The organism is Streptomyces sp. NPDC048639 (genome assembly GCF_043199075.1).
In the GTDB taxonomy this organism is placed as follows: Bacteria; Actinomycetota; Actinomycetes; order Streptomycetales; family Streptomycetaceae; genus Streptomyces.
Genome location: NZ_JBICVP010000001.1, coordinates 768,131 through 782,857 on the forward strand (window position 1 = coordinate 768,131; position 14,727 = coordinate 782,857).

Below are 14,727 nucleotides of genomic sequence, written 5' to 3' on the forward strand. Positions count from 1 at the left end.
GCCGGGGCCGCGGGCGCGCGCGGGCGGTCTCGCGCGCGCGTCCGGCCGCGCCTAGGCTGACTGGCGAGTAACGGATGGCGACGCGAGCGGACCCTGCGGTACGTCCCGCGCCGACGCGAGGAGAGCAGCAGCCATGAAGCGCTGGACCGCGAGCGACATCCCCGACCAGAGCCGGCGTACGGCAGTGGTGACGGGCTCCAACAGCGGCATCGGCTATGTCACCGCCCGCGAGCTCGCCCGCCACGGCGCACGGGTGGTCCTGGCATGCCGGAACGAGACACGCGGCAAGGAGGCCGAGTCCCACATCAGGAGCGAACTCCCCGAGGCTGACGTGCAGTTCGCGCATCTGGACCTGGCGGATCTCTCCTCGGTGCGCGACTTCGCCCGCGACTACGGCCACGACCGGCTCGACCTGCTTGTCAACAACGCGGGCGTCATGGCACTGCCGCACCGCAGGACCGTGGACGGCTTCGAGATGCAGTTCGGCGTCAACCACCTGGGCCACTTCGCTCTGACCGGACTGCTGCTGCCGCACCTGCTGGCGACGCCGGGGGCGCGGGTGGTCGCCGTCTCCAGCCCCATGCACGCCCTGGCCAACATCGATCTGCGCGACCTCAACAGCGAGCGCGGCTACCGCCGCTGGATCGCGTACGCCCGCTCCAAGACCGCCAATCTGCTCTTCGTCCACGAGCTGGCGCGACAGCTCGCCCGGTCCGGTTCCGACGTGGTGGCCGCGTCGGCCCACCCCGGCTACGCGGACACCGGCCTGCACACGGCGGGCGTACGGATGGAGGGCCGCAGGACGGCCGAGCGGATCGTGGACGCGGCGCGCCGGCGCCTCGCGCACCCGGCGGAGACCGGCGCGCTGCCGACGCTGTACGCGGCGACGGCCCCCGCCGTCGCCCCGGACTCCTTCACCGGCCCGCGGCGCGGACGCGAGCCGGGCCCGACGTGGCGCGCGCCGTGGGCCCGCAACGACACGGCGGGCCAACGGCTGTGGGGTGCGTCGGAGCGGCTGACGGGTGTGACGTACGGAGCGCTGGAGCTCTGACGCCCGTCCCCGCGCGGACCCCTTCTCGCGCCGGGGACGGCCGGGGAGCCACCGCCGTCCCCGGACGGGCCGGGCGGAGCGGTCCCGGCGGGATGGTCGGGCGGGATGGCTGGGCGGGATGGTCAGCCGCGCAGGTTCTCGGCCGCGTCGGTGACCCGGGCGATCAGCCTGAGCAGCGTCTCCCGCTCGTCCTGCTCCAGCGGGGCCAGGAAGACACGGTTCATGCGCTCGGTGCGGCCGACCAGCTTGCGGTGCAGCCGTGCGCCCTCGTCGGTCGGCTTCAGCACATTGCGGCGGCCGTCGTGCGGATCGCGCACCCGCTCCACCAGGCCGCGACGGACGAGCCGGGCGACGACGTCGGCGACCGTCGAGCGGTCGAGACGGACCTCCGCGCCGACGGTCCGCTGATCGATGTCCGGCTTCTCCGTCAGCACGTTGAGCACCGCGAACTGCGGCGACGTGGTCTCCTCGGAGACCATCGCTCCCCAGAGCAGTGAGTGCGCCTGCTGGAGACGGCGTGCCAGGTGCCCCGGGTGGGTGCTCAGATCGACGGCGCCCGTCGTACCCCTGCTCCCCGTCATCCCACTGCCGCGCGGCGTCCCGCTGCTGCTGCCCATGCGCTGCCCCCTGACGCTCTCGGCGGGTCCCCGGGCCGTATTCGTGCGTGCACGGAGAGATTGTCGCATGGGCCGATTCCCTTGACGAGACCGATGTGCAGTGGCAGCGTCGGAAGACAGCGCCAAAAATCATCAGTGCACTGAACATCTCACCGCGGAGTGATGATGGCGGATATCCGGACCCTGCACGACGCCGTGGCGGACCTGATCCGCGACGGCGACACCGTCGCGATGGAGGGCTTCACCCACCTGATCCCGTACGCGGCCGCGCACGAGGTGATCCGCCAGGGCATCACCGACCTCACCCTCGTCCGCATGACCCCGGACGTCATCTACGACCAGCTCATCGGCGCGGGCCTGGTGCGCAAGCTGGTGTTCTCCTGGGGCGGCAACCCGGGCGTCGGGTCGCTGCACCGCTTCCGCGACGCCGTCGAGAACGGCTGGCCGCGCCCCCTCGAACTGGACGAGCACAGCCACGCCGGCATGGCCAACCGCTATGTCGCCGGGGCCTCGAGGCTGCCTTTCGCCGTGCTCCGCGGGTACCGGGGCTCGGACCTGCCCACCCGTACGGACACCGTCTCCACCGTCGTCTGCCCCTTCACCGGCGAGGAGCTGGCGGCCGTCGCCGCCCTCAACCCGGACGTCACCGTCATCCACGCCCAGCAGGCCGACCGGCGGGGCAATGTGCAGATGTGGGGGCTGACGGGCGTGCAGAAGGAGGCCGCCCTCGCCGCGGAACGGGTGCTCGTGACCGTCGAGGAGATGGTGGACGCACTCGCACCGCGGCCCGGCGGCGTGACCCTCCCGGCCTGGGTGATCGACGCGGTCGCCGTCGTCCCCGGCGGCGCCCACCCCTCGTACGCCGGCGGCTACTCGGTGCGGGACAACGACTTCTACCAGGCATGGGACCCGATCTCGCGGGACAGGGAGAGGTTCGCCCGGTGGATGGAGCGGCATGTGACCGGGGAAGGGGCGGTCTCCCGATGAGTTCCGAACAGGGCTCCGGGGCCACGGAGTTCACCCGCGACGAGCTGTTGGAGATCAACGCTGCGCGGGCCCTCTCCGACGCCAGGACCTGCTTCGTCGGCATCGGGCTGCCCAGCACCGCCGCCAACCTCGCCCGGAACACGGCCAATCCGGGCCTGGTCCTTCTCTACGAGTCCGGCACGATCGGCTCCAAGCCCACCCGCCTCCCGCTGTCCATCGGCGACGGCGAACTGGCGGACACGGCGGACGCGGTGGTGTCGGTCCCCGAGATGTTCAACTACTGGCTGCAGGGCGGCAGGATCGACGTCGGCTTCCTCGGGGCCGCCCAGATCGACCGCTACGCCAACGTCAACACCACCGTCGTGGACCGCGGGCCCGACCGGCCCGAGGCCCGGCTGCCCGGCGCGGGCGGCGCCCCGGAGATCGCCGCCAACTGCCGCCGGGTCCTGCTCGTCCTGCGCCACTCCCCCCGCGGCTTCGTGCCGCGGCTCGACTTCACCACCACTCTCGGCCACGGCACCGGGCGCGGGGACCGCGCCCGGCTGGGGATGAGGGGCGCGGGCCCCGTCGCCGTCATCACGGACCTCGGGGTGCTGCGGCCCGACCCGGCGACCGCCGAACTGGTGCTCACCGAGCTGCACCCGGGCGCGACGCTCGACCAGGCACGGGCGGCCACGGGCTGGGAACTGAGGACCGCCGACGTGATCGGCACGACCGAGCCACCGACCGCCACCGAACTCGCCGCCTTGCGCACCCTCAAGGCGGCGGGAGCACCCGAAGCAGCGGGAGCCCGCGAAGGAGCGGGAGCGCCCGGGACAGCGGGAAGACCCGTGGCGCCGGCCCCCGACGCAGGGGGAAACCCCAAGTCAGCGGGAAAGGAAGGGTGATCGCATGGCCCCCGCCGCAGACGACCGGTCCGCACGGCTCGAACGGCCCGCCGGATCCGACGCGTCCGTCCCCGCCGCACGCAGCGCCCGGCCCACCCAGGCGGACATCGACCGCGAAGTGGCCGCGATCCACGCCGCGTACGGGGAAGCGCGGGCCCAGGGCGCTCCCGCGGCCCACCACCCGCCTCGGGACTTCCCGCCGTACCGGAGCAGCATGCTGCGTCATCCGCAGCGGCCGCTGGTCCCGGTGCACTGCGACCCGGAGACCGTCGAGTGGCATTCGCCGGTCTTCGGCGCCACCGATGTCACCGAGCACGACAGTGATCTGACGGCCCAGCACCGGGGCGAGCCGCTCGGCGAGCGCATCACCGTCTCCGGACGGCTCCTCGACGGCCGGGGCCGACCGGTGCGCGGGCAGCTCATCGAGCTGTGGCAGGCCAATGCCGCGGGCCGCTACGCGCATCTGCGCGACCGGCACCCGGCGCCGCTGGACCCCCACTTCACCGGTGTGGGGCGGGTGTTGACCGATGACGACGGCGGCTACCGCTTCACCACCGTCAAGCCCGGCGCATATCCGTGGCGCAACCATACGAACGTCTGGCGCCCGGCCCATATCCACTTCTCGGTGTTCGGGAACGCGTTCAGCCAGCGCCTGGTCACCCAGATGTACTTCCCCGGTGACCCGCTCTTCGCCCACGACCCGATCCTGCAGTCCGTGACCGACGAGAAGGCCCGGGAGCGCCTGGTCGCCGCGTACGACCACACCCGGTCCCGGCCCGAGTGGTCGCTGGGCTACCACTGGGACATCGTGCTCGACGGGCCGTCCGCCACCTTCGCCGAGGAGGGCCGCGCATGACCGGGCAGGACACTCCCCTCTCCCCCACCCCCTCCCACACGGTCGGGCCCTTCTACGGCTACGCGCTGCCGTTCCCCGAGGGCGGCGACCTCGCCCCGGCGGGGCATCCGGACGCGATCACCGTCCACGGTCGCGTCCGCGACGGGGCGGGCGCCGCCGTACCCGACGCGCTGCTGGAGTTCTGGCAGTCGGGACCGGACGGCTCTCTCGCCGGGGCGCCCGGTTCGCTGCGCCGCGACCCGGTGACCGGCGGCCATCTCGGCCGCAACGGCGTGGACTTCACCGGCTTCGGGCGGGTGGCGACGGACGCGGACGGCCACTGGGCGATTCGCACGCTGCCACCGGGCGGGGCCGCGGCCCCGTACATCGCCGTGTGCGTCTTCGCGCGCGGACTGCTCCATCATCTGTTCACCCGGATCCACCTGCCGGAGCACGGCACGGCTCCCGCCTCGGACCCGCTGCTCGCCTCGCTGGATCCCGCCCGCCGGGAGACGCTGGTGGCCCGGGCCGAAGCGCACGGCCGCTACCGGTTCGACATCCGTCTGCAGGGCGAGGAGGAGACGGTCTTCCTTGACTTCCGCTGACTCCGGGACACCTCCCGGCTCCGGAGGCGCCACCGCCGCAGGTTCCCCGCACGCCGAGGGCGAGGACCTCGGCCTGCTGGCGCCGCTGCGGGCGGGCTCGGCCGCCGAAGCGGCCACCGGCGACCGGGCGTTCTTGCAGGCCATGCTGGACGCCGAGACCGCGCTGACCCGCGCCCAGGCTTCCCTCGGGCAGGCCCCGGCCCCTGCGGTCGGCATCGTCGCGGCAGCGGCCCGTGCCGAGCTCTACGACGTACGGGACCTGGCCCTGCGCGCCCGCTCCGCCGGCAACCCGGTCGTCCCGCTGGTGGCGGACCTGACCGCCGCCGTGGCCCGTACGGATCCGGGGGCGGCCGCCTCCGTCCATCGCGGCGCCACCAGCCAGGACATCCTGGACACGGCCTCGATGCTGGTCGCGGCGCGGACCCTGCCGGGCGTCCTGGCCGACCTGGACCGTACGGCCGAGGCCCTGGCCCGGCTGGCCGCCGAGCACCGCTCGACGCCGATGCCCGGCCGCACGCTCACCCAGCACGCGGTGCCCACCACGTTCGGGCTGAAGGCCGCGGGCTGGCGCTCGCTGGTGCTGGACGCCCGTGACCGCCTCGCCGCGCTGGCCCTGCCGGCTCAACTGGGCGGCGCGGCGGGCACGCTGGCCGCGTTCGCGGCCCAGGCGGAGGCGGCCGCGCGGGGCCCGGAGGCATCGGCCGGGGGCGCGGGCGCCGCGGGCCCGGAAGGCGCCACGGGCGGCGACGCCTCCGCGGTCCGGCTGATGGACGCGTACGCCGAGGCCGTGGGGCTCGCCGCGCCCGCACTCCCCTGGCACACCCTGCGCACCCCCGTGGCGGACCTGGCGACCGCGCTGGCCTTCACCTGCGGGGCGCTCGGGAAACCGGCCGCCGATGTCCTCGTCCTCTCGCGGACGGAGATCGGCGAAGTGGCCGAGGGCGGCGGAGGCGAGTCGTCCGCGATGCCGCACAAGAGCAACCCCGTACGGGCCGCACTGATCGCGGCGGGCGCCCGCCGGGCACCGGCCCTCGTGTCCGTCCTCCTCGGCGCACTCGCCGCCGAGGACGAGCGGCCCGCAGGCGCCTGGCACGCCGAGTGGGAGCCGCTGCGCGAACTGTTGCGGCTGGCCGGCGGGGTCGCTCGCGCCGCGGCCGAACTCGCCGAAGGGCTACGGGTGTTCCCCGAACGGATGCGGGAGCACCTGGATCTGACGGACGGCCTGATCGTCAGCGAACGGCTCGCCGCCGCACTCGGTCCGATCGCCGGGCGCGCCAGGGCCCGGGAGTGGCTGACGGCGGCCTCGCGCCGCGCGGCCGCCGAGGGCATCGCCCTGGCGGACGCACTGGCGGACATCCTGGATGGCGAACCGGACGCGGCCGGACAGCTCTCGAAGGAACGGCTGCACGATCTCGCCGCCCCCGCCCGCTACACCGGCTCGGCCGCGGCCCTCGTCGACCGCGCGCTGGCCTGGCGTCCGCCCGGAACCCCGGCCGCCGACCGCACGACCGACGGCGCCGCCCCGCACCGTACGACCCACGGTGCCGCCTCCGACCCCGCACCGGCCGCACGACCTGCAGCGCCGAGCCCGCCCCGCACCACCCCCGGGGAGCACGCATGACCGACCTGCCCCGCCAGGGGCTTCATCACCGGCTCGACGGCAGGACGGACGGCGCCCCGCTCGTCCTCGGCCCGTCCCTCGGCACCTCGCTCGCCGTATGGGACCCGCAGGTCCCCTACCTCGCGGCCGTGCACCGCGTCCTGCGCTGGGACCTTCCGGGCCACGGCGGCTCCCCCTCCGCCCTCCTTCCCGGCGACGGATCGGCGACCGTGGCCCGACTCGCCGCTCTTGTCCTGCAGTTGGCCGACGCGCAGGGCTGGGAACGCTTCGCCTACGCCGGGGTCTCCATCGGCGGCGCCGTCGGGCTGCACCTGGCCGCGCACCACCCGGAGCGGATCCGCTCGCTCGCCGTCGTCTGCTCCTCCGCCCGCTTCGGCGACCCGGAGGCCTGGCGCGAACGGGCCGCACTGGTACGGGAACAGGGCACGGAGGCGATGGCGGCGAGCCGGCCGGGGACCTGGTTCGCGCCGCCCTTCGCACGGACACCGCGCGGAAAGGCGCTGCTCGGCGACCTGCGCGCGGCAGATCGTGAGGGCTACGCCGCCTGCTGCGACGCGCTCGCGGCCTTCGACCTGCGCGCCGCACTGCCGTCGGTCACCGTGCCGACCCTGGTCGTGGCGGGCCGGAACGATCCGGCGACACCGCCCGAGCATGCCCGCGCGATCGCCGCGGCGGTGCCGGGCGCGAGCCTGCTGGAGGTCGCGGGCGCGGCCCATCTGGCGCATGTGGAACGTCCGGAGGCCATCACTCCCGTCCTGCTGGCCCACCTCGGCGACACCGGAGGCCGTACGTAGCGGTCCGCCTCCCGTCCCCGCCCCCGTCCCCAACTCCCGGTCATCCGGGCCGTATTGGTGCCCCACCATCGCCGTTGTCCCGCCGGACGCCACCGGCGGCGCGCTGTTCACTCTCCGTCCATGCTCCGCCCCTAGGGTTCCTCCGCGCTGCCTCCCCGCCGCCGACCGGCCGCGGGCGACGTCACAACTTCCTCGGAGTGACCATGGAACGCCGCAGCCTTCTGCGTGCCGCAGTCCTCGGTACATCGGCCGCCGTCTTCGGCGGAACCCTCACGCACGGTGCCGCGTACGCGGCCCCCGCGCAGCCCGGCCCCGGCCCGTACGGCGCGCTGGGCGCCGCCGACGCCAACGGGATCCGCCTACCGAGCGGATTCACCGGCCGGGTGATCGCCCGCTCCCGGCAGACCGTGCCCGGCACCTCGTACACCTGGCACGACGCGCCCGACGGCGGCGCCTGCTTCGCCGACGGGAACGGGTGGATCTACGTCTCCAACTCCGAGATCAACCCCGACGGCGGTGCGGGCGCGGTGAGGTTCGACGCCTCCGGCACCGTGACCGGCGCCCATCGGATACTGAGCGGCACCCGGCAGAACTGCGCCGGTGGCGCCACCCCGTGGAACACCTGGCTCTCCTGCGAAGAGGTCTCCCTCGGCTCCGTCTACGAGACCGACCCGTGGGGTGTGCAGGCGGCCACCCGGCGCGACGCGATGGGCCGTTTCAAGCACGAGGCGGCCGCGGCCGACCCGGTCCGCCGGGCCGTCTACCTGACCGAGGACGAGAGCGACGGCTGCTTCTACCGCTTCCTGCCCGGCGCGTGGGGCGACCTGTCGTCCGGAACCCTGCAGGTCCTGCTCGCCGGCAGCGGCACCTCCGGCTCGTTCTCCTGGGCGGACGTCCCCGACCCCGACGGCTCCCCCACCGCCACCCGCAACCAGGTCGCCGGTGCGAAGCGCTTCAACGGCGGTGAGGGCTGCCACTACGCCGACGACACGGTCTGGTTCACCACCAAGGGCGACAACCGCCTCTGGCAGCTCGACCTGGCGGCCGGCCGGTACGAGCTCGCGTACGACGACTCCCTCGTGCCCGGCGGCGGGGCCCCGCTGACCGGCGTCGACAACGTGACCGGCACGTCCTCCGGCGATCTGTTCGTCGCGGAGGACGGCGGCAGCATGGACATCTGCATCATCACGCCGGATGACGTGGTCGCACCGTTCCTGCGCATCGACGGCCAGTCCGGCTCGGAGATCACCGGACCCGCCTTCTCCCCCGACGGGCGGCGGCTGTACTTCTCCAGCCAGCGCGGCACCACCGGCAGTTCGTCCGGCGGCATCACCTACGAGGTCACCGGACCGTTCCGGTCGTAGCGGCGGGCAGCTCCTGAACTCCCGGCACCGCTGCGGCGCCGCCCCGCAACAGGGCGGCGCCCAGCGGTGTCAACGTGTGCAGCACGGCGTTGCCGTGCCGCAACGTGAGGACGAGGCCCGCCTCGCGCAGCACGCTGGCGTGCTGGCTGGCCGACGCCGCGGACACACCCACCCTGCGGGCCAGTTCACCGGTGGTGCAGCCCTGCCCAATGGTCTGGAGCACGGCGGAGCGGGTGTGCCCGACGAGCTTGCCGAGGGAGGCCGGGTCATCCGCGTAGGACCGCACGGGGGCGGTCGAGGGGGCCGACTCCTCGGTGTGCTGCACCGGATAGACCAGCACCGGGCTCAACTCCCGGTCGTAGTACGTCACCGGGGTGCTGCGGCAGAAGAACGACGGCTGGAGCAGCAGCCCCCGGCCGCTCAGATACAGGTCGCGGTCCACCGGGTAATCGGCCTCCAGCACTGGTGAGCGCCAGCGCATCATCGGCGGAAGCGAGGCCAGCAACTGGTCGGCACCGCCGTCCAGAAGGGCCCGGCCGCGGGCCGCCCGGTCGGCTTCGATCTGCGCCCGCACATGCGGCCAGTAGGGCGCTATGGCCGCCTTGTGGTAGCTCCGCAGGACGCCGATGAGCCGGCCCAGCGCCCCCGCGTCGCCGTCGCCGAGCGCATGCACCCACGCCTGGCGTGAACGCTGTCTGCCCAGCAGCCGTATGTCGTGGTGCAGACGGTGGTCCGGAGTCTCGCGCAGCGCCTCGATGGCCGGCTCCACCCCGATGGCGCCTTCGGGCGGGGTGAGGAAGTCGGGGAAATAGCCCCGGGTCGGAACGAGCGAGGCGAGCAGGCGTGTTTCACCGTTCAACCTGGTCCGGGTTTCCCCGCGCCATTGCCGGAAGACCGACGCCCCCCGTTTGTCGCGTAGTCGATGGAAACTGAGGATGGATTCCCACAGCGCATCCGGACGTGCGGCTATCCGGATCCGGGCGAGGTCAAGCCCGGTGAAATGGATGCGTAGCACCAAACCCCCACAAGTGGCCCCCCGCCTTTGTCCCGGTCACCGAGTATGCACACCGGCACGGACGGTGACCACGCCCTTTTGGCCACAGTTGAAACGGGTCGCCGCCATACGCCCGAAACGAAATGCTGTATGTCGTTGGGCACACGGAAGCCGCCGATGCAGCTGTTGTGGGGGCAGTACGGCGACCGTTTCCGGGCGGCTTTGGGTACCGCCACGTGTCCAGCAGGGGTTACGGCCTGCGGTCTGGTACCTCGAGCCCGTCCGGACCGCAGGCCGACAACCCGCCTCCTCGCATCACTGGCACATGCCAAGGAATCCGCCCGGGAAATGCTCCCGGGCGGATTCTTGGCATGAGGTGCACTCTGCGTCGCCGAAGAAATCCGGACACCCCCCGGCACCGCGCCCCGAACACCCACGGCACACCAACGCCCCGTGCGTGACAGCGAGTTAAGCGCGTACATTCCGAGCGGTACGGAGGAACACCGCCATCCCGCGCTTGGCTCCTTATCAACAACAGCCACGGAAAAAGTGACCCGCGTCATACACCGCGGCCTCATCCGGAACGTGCGCTTCTGAACTCACGTCAATAAGGCAGCGCCTCGCGGGCACCACGCGGCGGGCCGGGCAGGCGTCTTCCGGACCGGCACACGCGCCTACGAGAGCGGGGCGACCGCTGCCTTCCACGTCAGATGGGCCGCCTGGACCTTTCGCCACAGAGCGCCGCGATCAGCGGGGCGCAGATCCTCCAGGGTCAGGCCGAAGCGACTGCCGAGCACCGCGAACCACTCCTCAGCGGTGGTCAGTTCCTGTGTGTGCCGCCCGTCGATGTCGGTGCGGGTCAGGACGCAGCCCCGCAGCACCTCCAGCGCTGCGGCATCCCGCCGGAACACCAGGGCCGTGCCGGCGAACGGCGAGTCAGGGGAGCCCGAGAGGTATTGATGCCGCTCGGAGAAATCGGCCGGACGGGCAGGCGCGGTCAGGAAGTCCATGCCCAGGAAGGATCCCCGGGGATCGTGATCGAACCGCCATCCGCCCGGTTCGGCGACCGAGCGGCGCAGGCCGAACGTCATCAGTCCCTGCCGGTACGTCCCCTCCCGCAGCGGCAGCGGCTCATGCAGTGCGTCCGCCAGACCGACGTCCGCCAACCACGTACGGCCCTCGCACTCGACCGTCAGCGCGAGATGGTTGCCGTTCGCCCCGGCGGACATCCCCGCATCCGGCTGGAGCCCGGCGACATGCCATGCCACGTCGTATCCGAGCGTGGCCAGCAACGCGGCGAACGCGCCGTTGAGGTGGTAGCAGTAGCCGCCGCGCCCCCGCAGAATCCGGTCGGCCGACTCGCACGGATCGACGGTCGTCGGCCGACCCAGCTGGATCTCCAGCGTCTCGTAGGGCACCCGCTCGACGTGCGCCCGGTGCAGGGCGAACAACCCGGCCACCGACGGCGGTTCGGGGGCAGGCAGCCCGAGCCGACGAAGATACTGCTGGGTCTTCCCGGCGCTCAACACGACTCGAATCCTATGAAGCGCGCCGGCACGGGCGGGAGACGGCCTCCGCAGCAGAACGGGCCGGATCAGCGGTGTTCGCCAGAAAGGTCGGGGGCGGCGCCTCCGCACAAGGCGCCGCCCCCTTTCAGGGCGCCGGGCCCGTCCGCCGGACTGAGGGAGTCCCGGCGGCGGCCCCGGTGGTCCAACGGGCCGCTGGTCAGCGGGAGTCGCTGCCCCTGCTCTGCGCGGCCGCGCGGCCCGCCTCCAGACGCGCCACCGGGATCCGGAACGGCGAGCAGGAGACGTAGTCCAGCCCCACCTCGTGGAAGAAGTGGACCGACTCCGGGTCACCGCCGTGCTCACCGCAGATGCCGAGCTTGAGGTCGGGGCGGGTGGCCCGCCCGGCCTCGGCCGCGTTCCGGACGAGCGAGCCGACGCCGTCCTTGTCGATGGTCTCGAACGGGGAGACCCCGAAGATGCCCTTCTCCAGGTACGCGGTGAAGAAGCTCGCCTCCACGTCGTCGCGGGAGAAGCCCCACACCGTCTGGGTGAGGTCGTTCGTCCCGAAGGAGAAGAACTCGGCGGCCTCGGCGATCTGACCCGCGGTCAGGGCGGCGCGGGGCAGCTCGATCATCGTGCCGAGCGAGATCTTGAGGTCGACACCGGTCGCCTCCTGGACCTCGGCGATGACCTGCTCGGCCTCGTCGCGGACCAGCTCCAGCTCCTGCACGGTTCCCACCAGCGGGATCATGATCTCCGCGCGCGGGTCCCCCTGGCCGCTCTTGCGCTGCGCCGCGGCTTCCGCGATGGCCCGTACCTGCATCGTGAACAGACCCGGGATGACCAGGCCGAGACGTACGCCGCGCAGACCCAGCATCGGGTTCTGCTCGTGCAGCTTGTGCACGGCCTGCAGCAGGCGCAGGTCGTTCTCGTGCTGCTCGTGACGGGCCTCGGCCAGCGCGACGCGGACGGAGAGGTCGGTGATGTCCGGCAGGAACTCGTGCAGCGGCGGGTCGAGCAGACGGACCGTCACCGGCAGGCCGTCCATGGCCTCGAACAGCTCGACGAAGTCCTGCTTCTGCAGCGGCAGAAGGGTCTTCAGCGCCTCGTGGCGATCCTCGTCGGTGTCCGCGAGGATCAGCGTCTCGACCAGTTCGCGCCGCTCACCGAGGAACATGTGCTCGGTGCGGCACAGGCCGATGCCCTGGGCGCCGAAGCGGCGGGCACGGGCGGCGTCCTCGGCGTTGTCGGCGTTGGCGCGCACCCGCAGACGGCGGACCCGGTCGGCGTACGCCATGATCCGGTGCACGGCGCCCACGAGTTCGTCGGCGTCCTCCGCTCCGGCGTGCATCCGGCCCTCGAAGTACTCCACGACGGGGCTGGGGACGACAGGTACTTCACCGAGGTAGACCTTGCCGGAGGAGCCGTCGATGGAGACGACGTCGCCCTCCTCGACGACCGTCCCGTCGGAGGTCGTCATCCGGCGCCGCTTGGTGTCGACCTCCAGCTCCTCCGCGCCGCAGACGCAGGTCTTGCCCATGCCGCGGGCGACGACGGCGGCGTGCGAGGTCTTGCCGCCGCGGGAGGTCAGGATGCCCTCGGCGGCGATCATGCCGTTGAGGTCGTCGGGGTTGGTCTCACGGCGGATGAGGATGACCTTCTCGCCGGAGCGCGACCACTTGACGGCCGTGTACGAGTCGAAGACGGCCTTGCCGACCGCCGCACCGGGCGAGGCCGCGATGCCCCGGCCGACCTTCTCGGGGGCGGCGGACTCGTCGAAGCGCGGGAACATCAGCTGAGCGAGCTGGGCGCCGTTGACGCGCTGCAGCGCCTCGGCTTCGTCGATCAGCCCCTGGTCCACGAGCTGGGTGGCGATCCGGAAGGCGGCGCCGGCGGTGCGCTTGCCGACCCGGGTCTGGAGCATCCAGAGCTGACCGCGCTCGATGGTGAACTCGATGTCGCACAGGTCCTTGTAGTGCGTCTCGAGGGTTTCCATGATCTGCATCAGCTTGTCGTACGACGCCTCGTCGATTCCCTCGAGATCGGCGAGCGGCACGGTGTTGCGGATACCGGCGACGACGTCCTCGCCCTGCGCGTTCTGCAGGTAGTCGCCGTAGACGCCCTGGTGGCCGCTGGCCGGGTCGCGGGTGAAGGCGACTCCGGTGCCCGAGTCGGGGCCGAGGTTGCCGAAGACCATGGAGCAGATGTTCACGGCGGTGCCGAGGTCGTGCGGGATGCGCTCCTGACGGCGGTAGAGCTTGGCGCGCTCGCCGTTCCAGGAGTCGAAGACCGCCTTGATGGCGAGGTCCATCTGCTCGCGCGGGTCCTGCGGGAACTCGCGCCCGGTCTCCTTGAGCACGATGCCCTTGAAGTCCTCGACGAGGTGCTGGAGATCGGCCGCCTTGAGGTCGACGTCGGTCGCGGCCCCCTTGGTCTGCTTGGCCTCCTCGAACGCCTCCTCGAAGAGATCGCCGTCGACGCCGAGCACGGTCTTGCCGAACATCTGGATCAGACGGCGGTACGAGTCCCAGGCGAAGCGGTCGTCGCCGGCCTGCGCGGCGAGGCCGACGACCGACTCGTCGGAGAGGCCGATGTTGAGGACGGTGTCCATCATTCCCGGCATGGAGAACTTCGCCCCGGAACGCACGGACACCAGCAGCGGATTGTCCGGCTGGCCGAGCTTCTTGCCCATCGTCTCCTCGAGGGCGAGAAGGTGGGAGCTCACCTCGTCACGGAGTGCCGCGGGCTCGCTGCCGCTGTCGAGGTAGACCTTGCAGGCCTCGGAGGTGATGGTGAAACCCGGAGGCACGGGAAGCCCGAGGTTCGTCATCTCGGCGAGGTTGGCTCCCTTGCCGCCGAGCAGGTCCTTGAGGTCCTTGTTGCCCTCGGTGAAGTCATAGACGAACTTCTGGGGCTCAGGCTGCGATACGTGGGGATTTTTGGTTTCCGACACGGGATCTCTACACCTCGCTGGGGTACCGCCGACGGCGTCTGGTGGGGCTGCCCTGACGGCCGGGAGCGTACCCAGATCGAAGGCGCGTGAGTACGTCCACTTGGCCGTCATACGGCTGTAACCACTCGTCCGCCAGCAGATCGCAGGCACACGACCGGTTCTCGGTCAACTCCGGTTCCTTCAAGAGGTGTAGTCATGGTTACTCTCGGCCGACGGTAACGCCAGCTGCGATCGGCGGAGAGTGACCGACCCCGTGATCATCCGAAGTCGCGGAAGGTGGCACTGGGTGCCACCCTTTGGAAAGTGCACCCCCTCACGAAGCGCTCATCTGAGCATGCTCCCTATCAGGGGTGGCGAGAATCACGCCTTTGATGTACCCACGATCTCAGCCAGTGGACACATCCGCACGGGAAATCGCTCAGATGAGCAGTCGCCGCGCGACCCCTCCGACCCGCACACTTCGTCGCGACGCGGACACACGGAGTGACGTCCTCCATACCGAGCCCGCCGA

Annotated in this window: 12 protein-coding genes; 8 read left to right on the forward strand and 4 right to left on the reverse strand. The window is 72.1% G+C overall.

Annotated features, from left to right (window positions below; translation table 11 throughout):
- Nucleotides 1-133: 133 nt before the first annotated feature.
- The gene (locus ACGFNH_RS03330; protein WP_393651262.1) at nucleotides 134-1,051 is read left to right on the forward strand and encodes an oxidoreductase; all 918 of its coding nucleotides are present in this window, start codon (nucleotides 134-136) and stop codon (nucleotides 1,049-1,051) included.
- A 122-nt stretch (nucleotides 1,052-1,173) separates the two neighbouring features.
- On the opposite strand, the gene ACGFNH_RS03335 is transcribed toward ACGFNH_RS03330, so the two are convergent.
- Nucleotides 1,174-1,632, reverse strand: coding sequence for a MarR family winged helix-turn-helix transcriptional regulator (locus tag ACGFNH_RS03335; RefSeq protein WP_393651492.1), 459 nt, complete (start codon nucleotides 1,630-1,632; stop codon nucleotides 1,174-1,176).
- A 201-nt stretch (nucleotides 1,633-1,833) separates the two neighbouring features.
- Between ACGFNH_RS03335 and ACGFNH_RS03340 the strand changes: the two genes are divergently transcribed.
- From ACGFNH_RS03340 to ACGFNH_RS03370, 7 genes are all read left to right on the forward strand, one after another.
- Nucleotides 1,834-2,655: a CoA transferase subunit A gene (locus tag ACGFNH_RS03340; protein ID WP_393651263.1), complete on the forward strand. Its 822-nt coding sequence runs from the start codon at nucleotides 1,834-1,836 to the stop codon at nucleotides 2,653-2,655.
- A complete protein-coding gene (locus ACGFNH_RS03345; protein ID WP_393651264.1) occupies nucleotides 2,652-3,542 on the forward strand; it encodes a CoA-transferase subunit beta in 891 nt (296 codons plus the stop codon). The genes ACGFNH_RS03340 and ACGFNH_RS03345 overlap by 4 nt, the downstream gene beginning before the upstream one ends.
- Nucleotides 3,543-3,546: 4 nt before the next feature.
- A complete protein-coding gene (pcaH, locus tag ACGFNH_RS03350) occupies nucleotides 3,547-4,398 on the forward strand; it encodes a protocatechuate 3,4-dioxygenase subunit beta (protein ID WP_393651265.1) in 852 nt (283 codons plus the stop codon).
- Complete coding sequence (gene pcaG, locus ACGFNH_RS03355) at nucleotides 4,395-4,982, forward strand: protocatechuate 3,4-dioxygenase subunit alpha (RefSeq protein WP_393651266.1); 588 nt, start codon at nucleotides 4,395-4,397, stop codon at nucleotides 4,980-4,982. Before pcaH ends, pcaG begins: the two co-directional genes overlap by 4 nt.
- Complete coding sequence (pcaB, locus tag ACGFNH_RS03360) at nucleotides 4,969-6,603, forward strand: 3-carboxy-cis,cis-muconate cycloisomerase (protein ID WP_393651267.1); 1,635 nt, start codon at nucleotides 4,969-4,971, stop codon at nucleotides 6,601-6,603. Before pcaG ends, pcaB begins: the two co-directional genes overlap by 14 nt.
- Nucleotides 6,600-7,397 (forward strand): 3-oxoadipate enol-lactonase, encoded by a 798-nt coding sequence (gene pcaD / locus ACGFNH_RS03365; RefSeq protein WP_393651268.1) that lies wholly within the window; start codon nucleotides 6,600-6,602, stop codon nucleotides 7,395-7,397. Before pcaB ends, pcaD begins: the two co-directional genes overlap by 4 nt.
- Before the next feature lie 203 nt (nucleotides 7,398-7,600).
- Nucleotides 7,601-8,761: an alkaline phosphatase PhoX gene (locus tag ACGFNH_RS03370; protein WP_393651269.1), complete on the forward strand. Its 1,161-nt coding sequence runs from the start codon at nucleotides 7,601-7,603 to the stop codon at nucleotides 8,759-8,761.
- Here ACGFNH_RS03370 and ACGFNH_RS03375 read toward each other — a convergent pair.
- The 3 genes from ACGFNH_RS03375 to ppdK all read right to left on the reverse strand — a co-directional run bounded on the left by ACGFNH_RS03375 (nucleotide 8,739) and on the right by ppdK (nucleotide 14,216).
- Complete coding sequence (locus tag ACGFNH_RS03375; RefSeq protein ID WP_393651270.1) at nucleotides 8,739-9,776, reverse strand: helix-turn-helix domain-containing protein; 1,038 nt, start codon at nucleotides 9,774-9,776, stop codon at nucleotides 8,739-8,741. The two genes, ACGFNH_RS03370 and ACGFNH_RS03375, sit on opposite strands and share 23 nt — an antisense overlap.
- 653 nt (nucleotides 9,777-10,429) lie before the next feature.
- On the reverse strand, nucleotides 10,430-11,284 hold the full coding sequence (locus ACGFNH_RS03380; RefSeq protein WP_393651271.1) for an arylamine N-acetyltransferase: 855 nt from the start codon (nucleotides 11,282-11,284) through the stop codon (nucleotides 10,430-10,432).
- A 196-nt stretch (nucleotides 11,285-11,480) separates the two neighbouring features.
- Nucleotides 11,481-14,216, reverse strand: a complete 2,736-nt coding sequence (gene ppdK / locus ACGFNH_RS03385) for a pyruvate, phosphate dikinase (RefSeq protein ID WP_393651272.1) — start codon at nucleotides 14,214-14,216, stop codon at nucleotides 11,481-11,483.
- Nucleotides 14,217-14,727 lie beyond the last annotated feature (511 nt).

Coding starts and splice junctions, on each gene's coding strand:
- pcaD (WP_393651268.1), top strand. CDS start 6,600: ATGACCGACCTGCCCCGCCAGGGGCTTCATCACCGGCTCGACGGCAGG.
- pcaH (WP_393651265.1), top strand. CDS start 3,547: ATGGCCCCCGCCGCAGACGACCGGTCCGCACGGCTCGAACGGCCCGCC.
- ACGFNH_RS03370 (WP_393651269.1), top strand. CDS start 7,601: ATGGAACGCCGCAGCCTTCTGCGTGCCGCAGTCCTCGGTACATCGGCC.
- ACGFNH_RS03335 (WP_393651492.1), bottom strand. CDS start 1,632: ATGACGGGGAGCAGGGGTACGACGGGCGCCGTCGATCTGAGCACCCAC.
- ACGFNH_RS03345 (WP_393651264.1), top strand. CDS start 2,652: ATGAGTTCCGAACAGGGCTCCGGGGCCACGGAGTTCACCCGCGACGAG.
- ACGFNH_RS03330 (WP_393651262.1), top strand. CDS start 134: ATGAAGCGCTGGACCGCGAGCGACATCCCCGACCAGAGCCGGCGTACG.
- ACGFNH_RS03340 (WP_393651263.1), top strand. CDS start 1,834: ATGGCGGATATCCGGACCCTGCACGACGCCGTGGCGGACCTGATCCGC.
- pcaG (WP_393651266.1), top strand. CDS start 4,395: ATGACCGGGCAGGACACTCCCCTCTCCCCCACCCCCTCCCACACGGTC.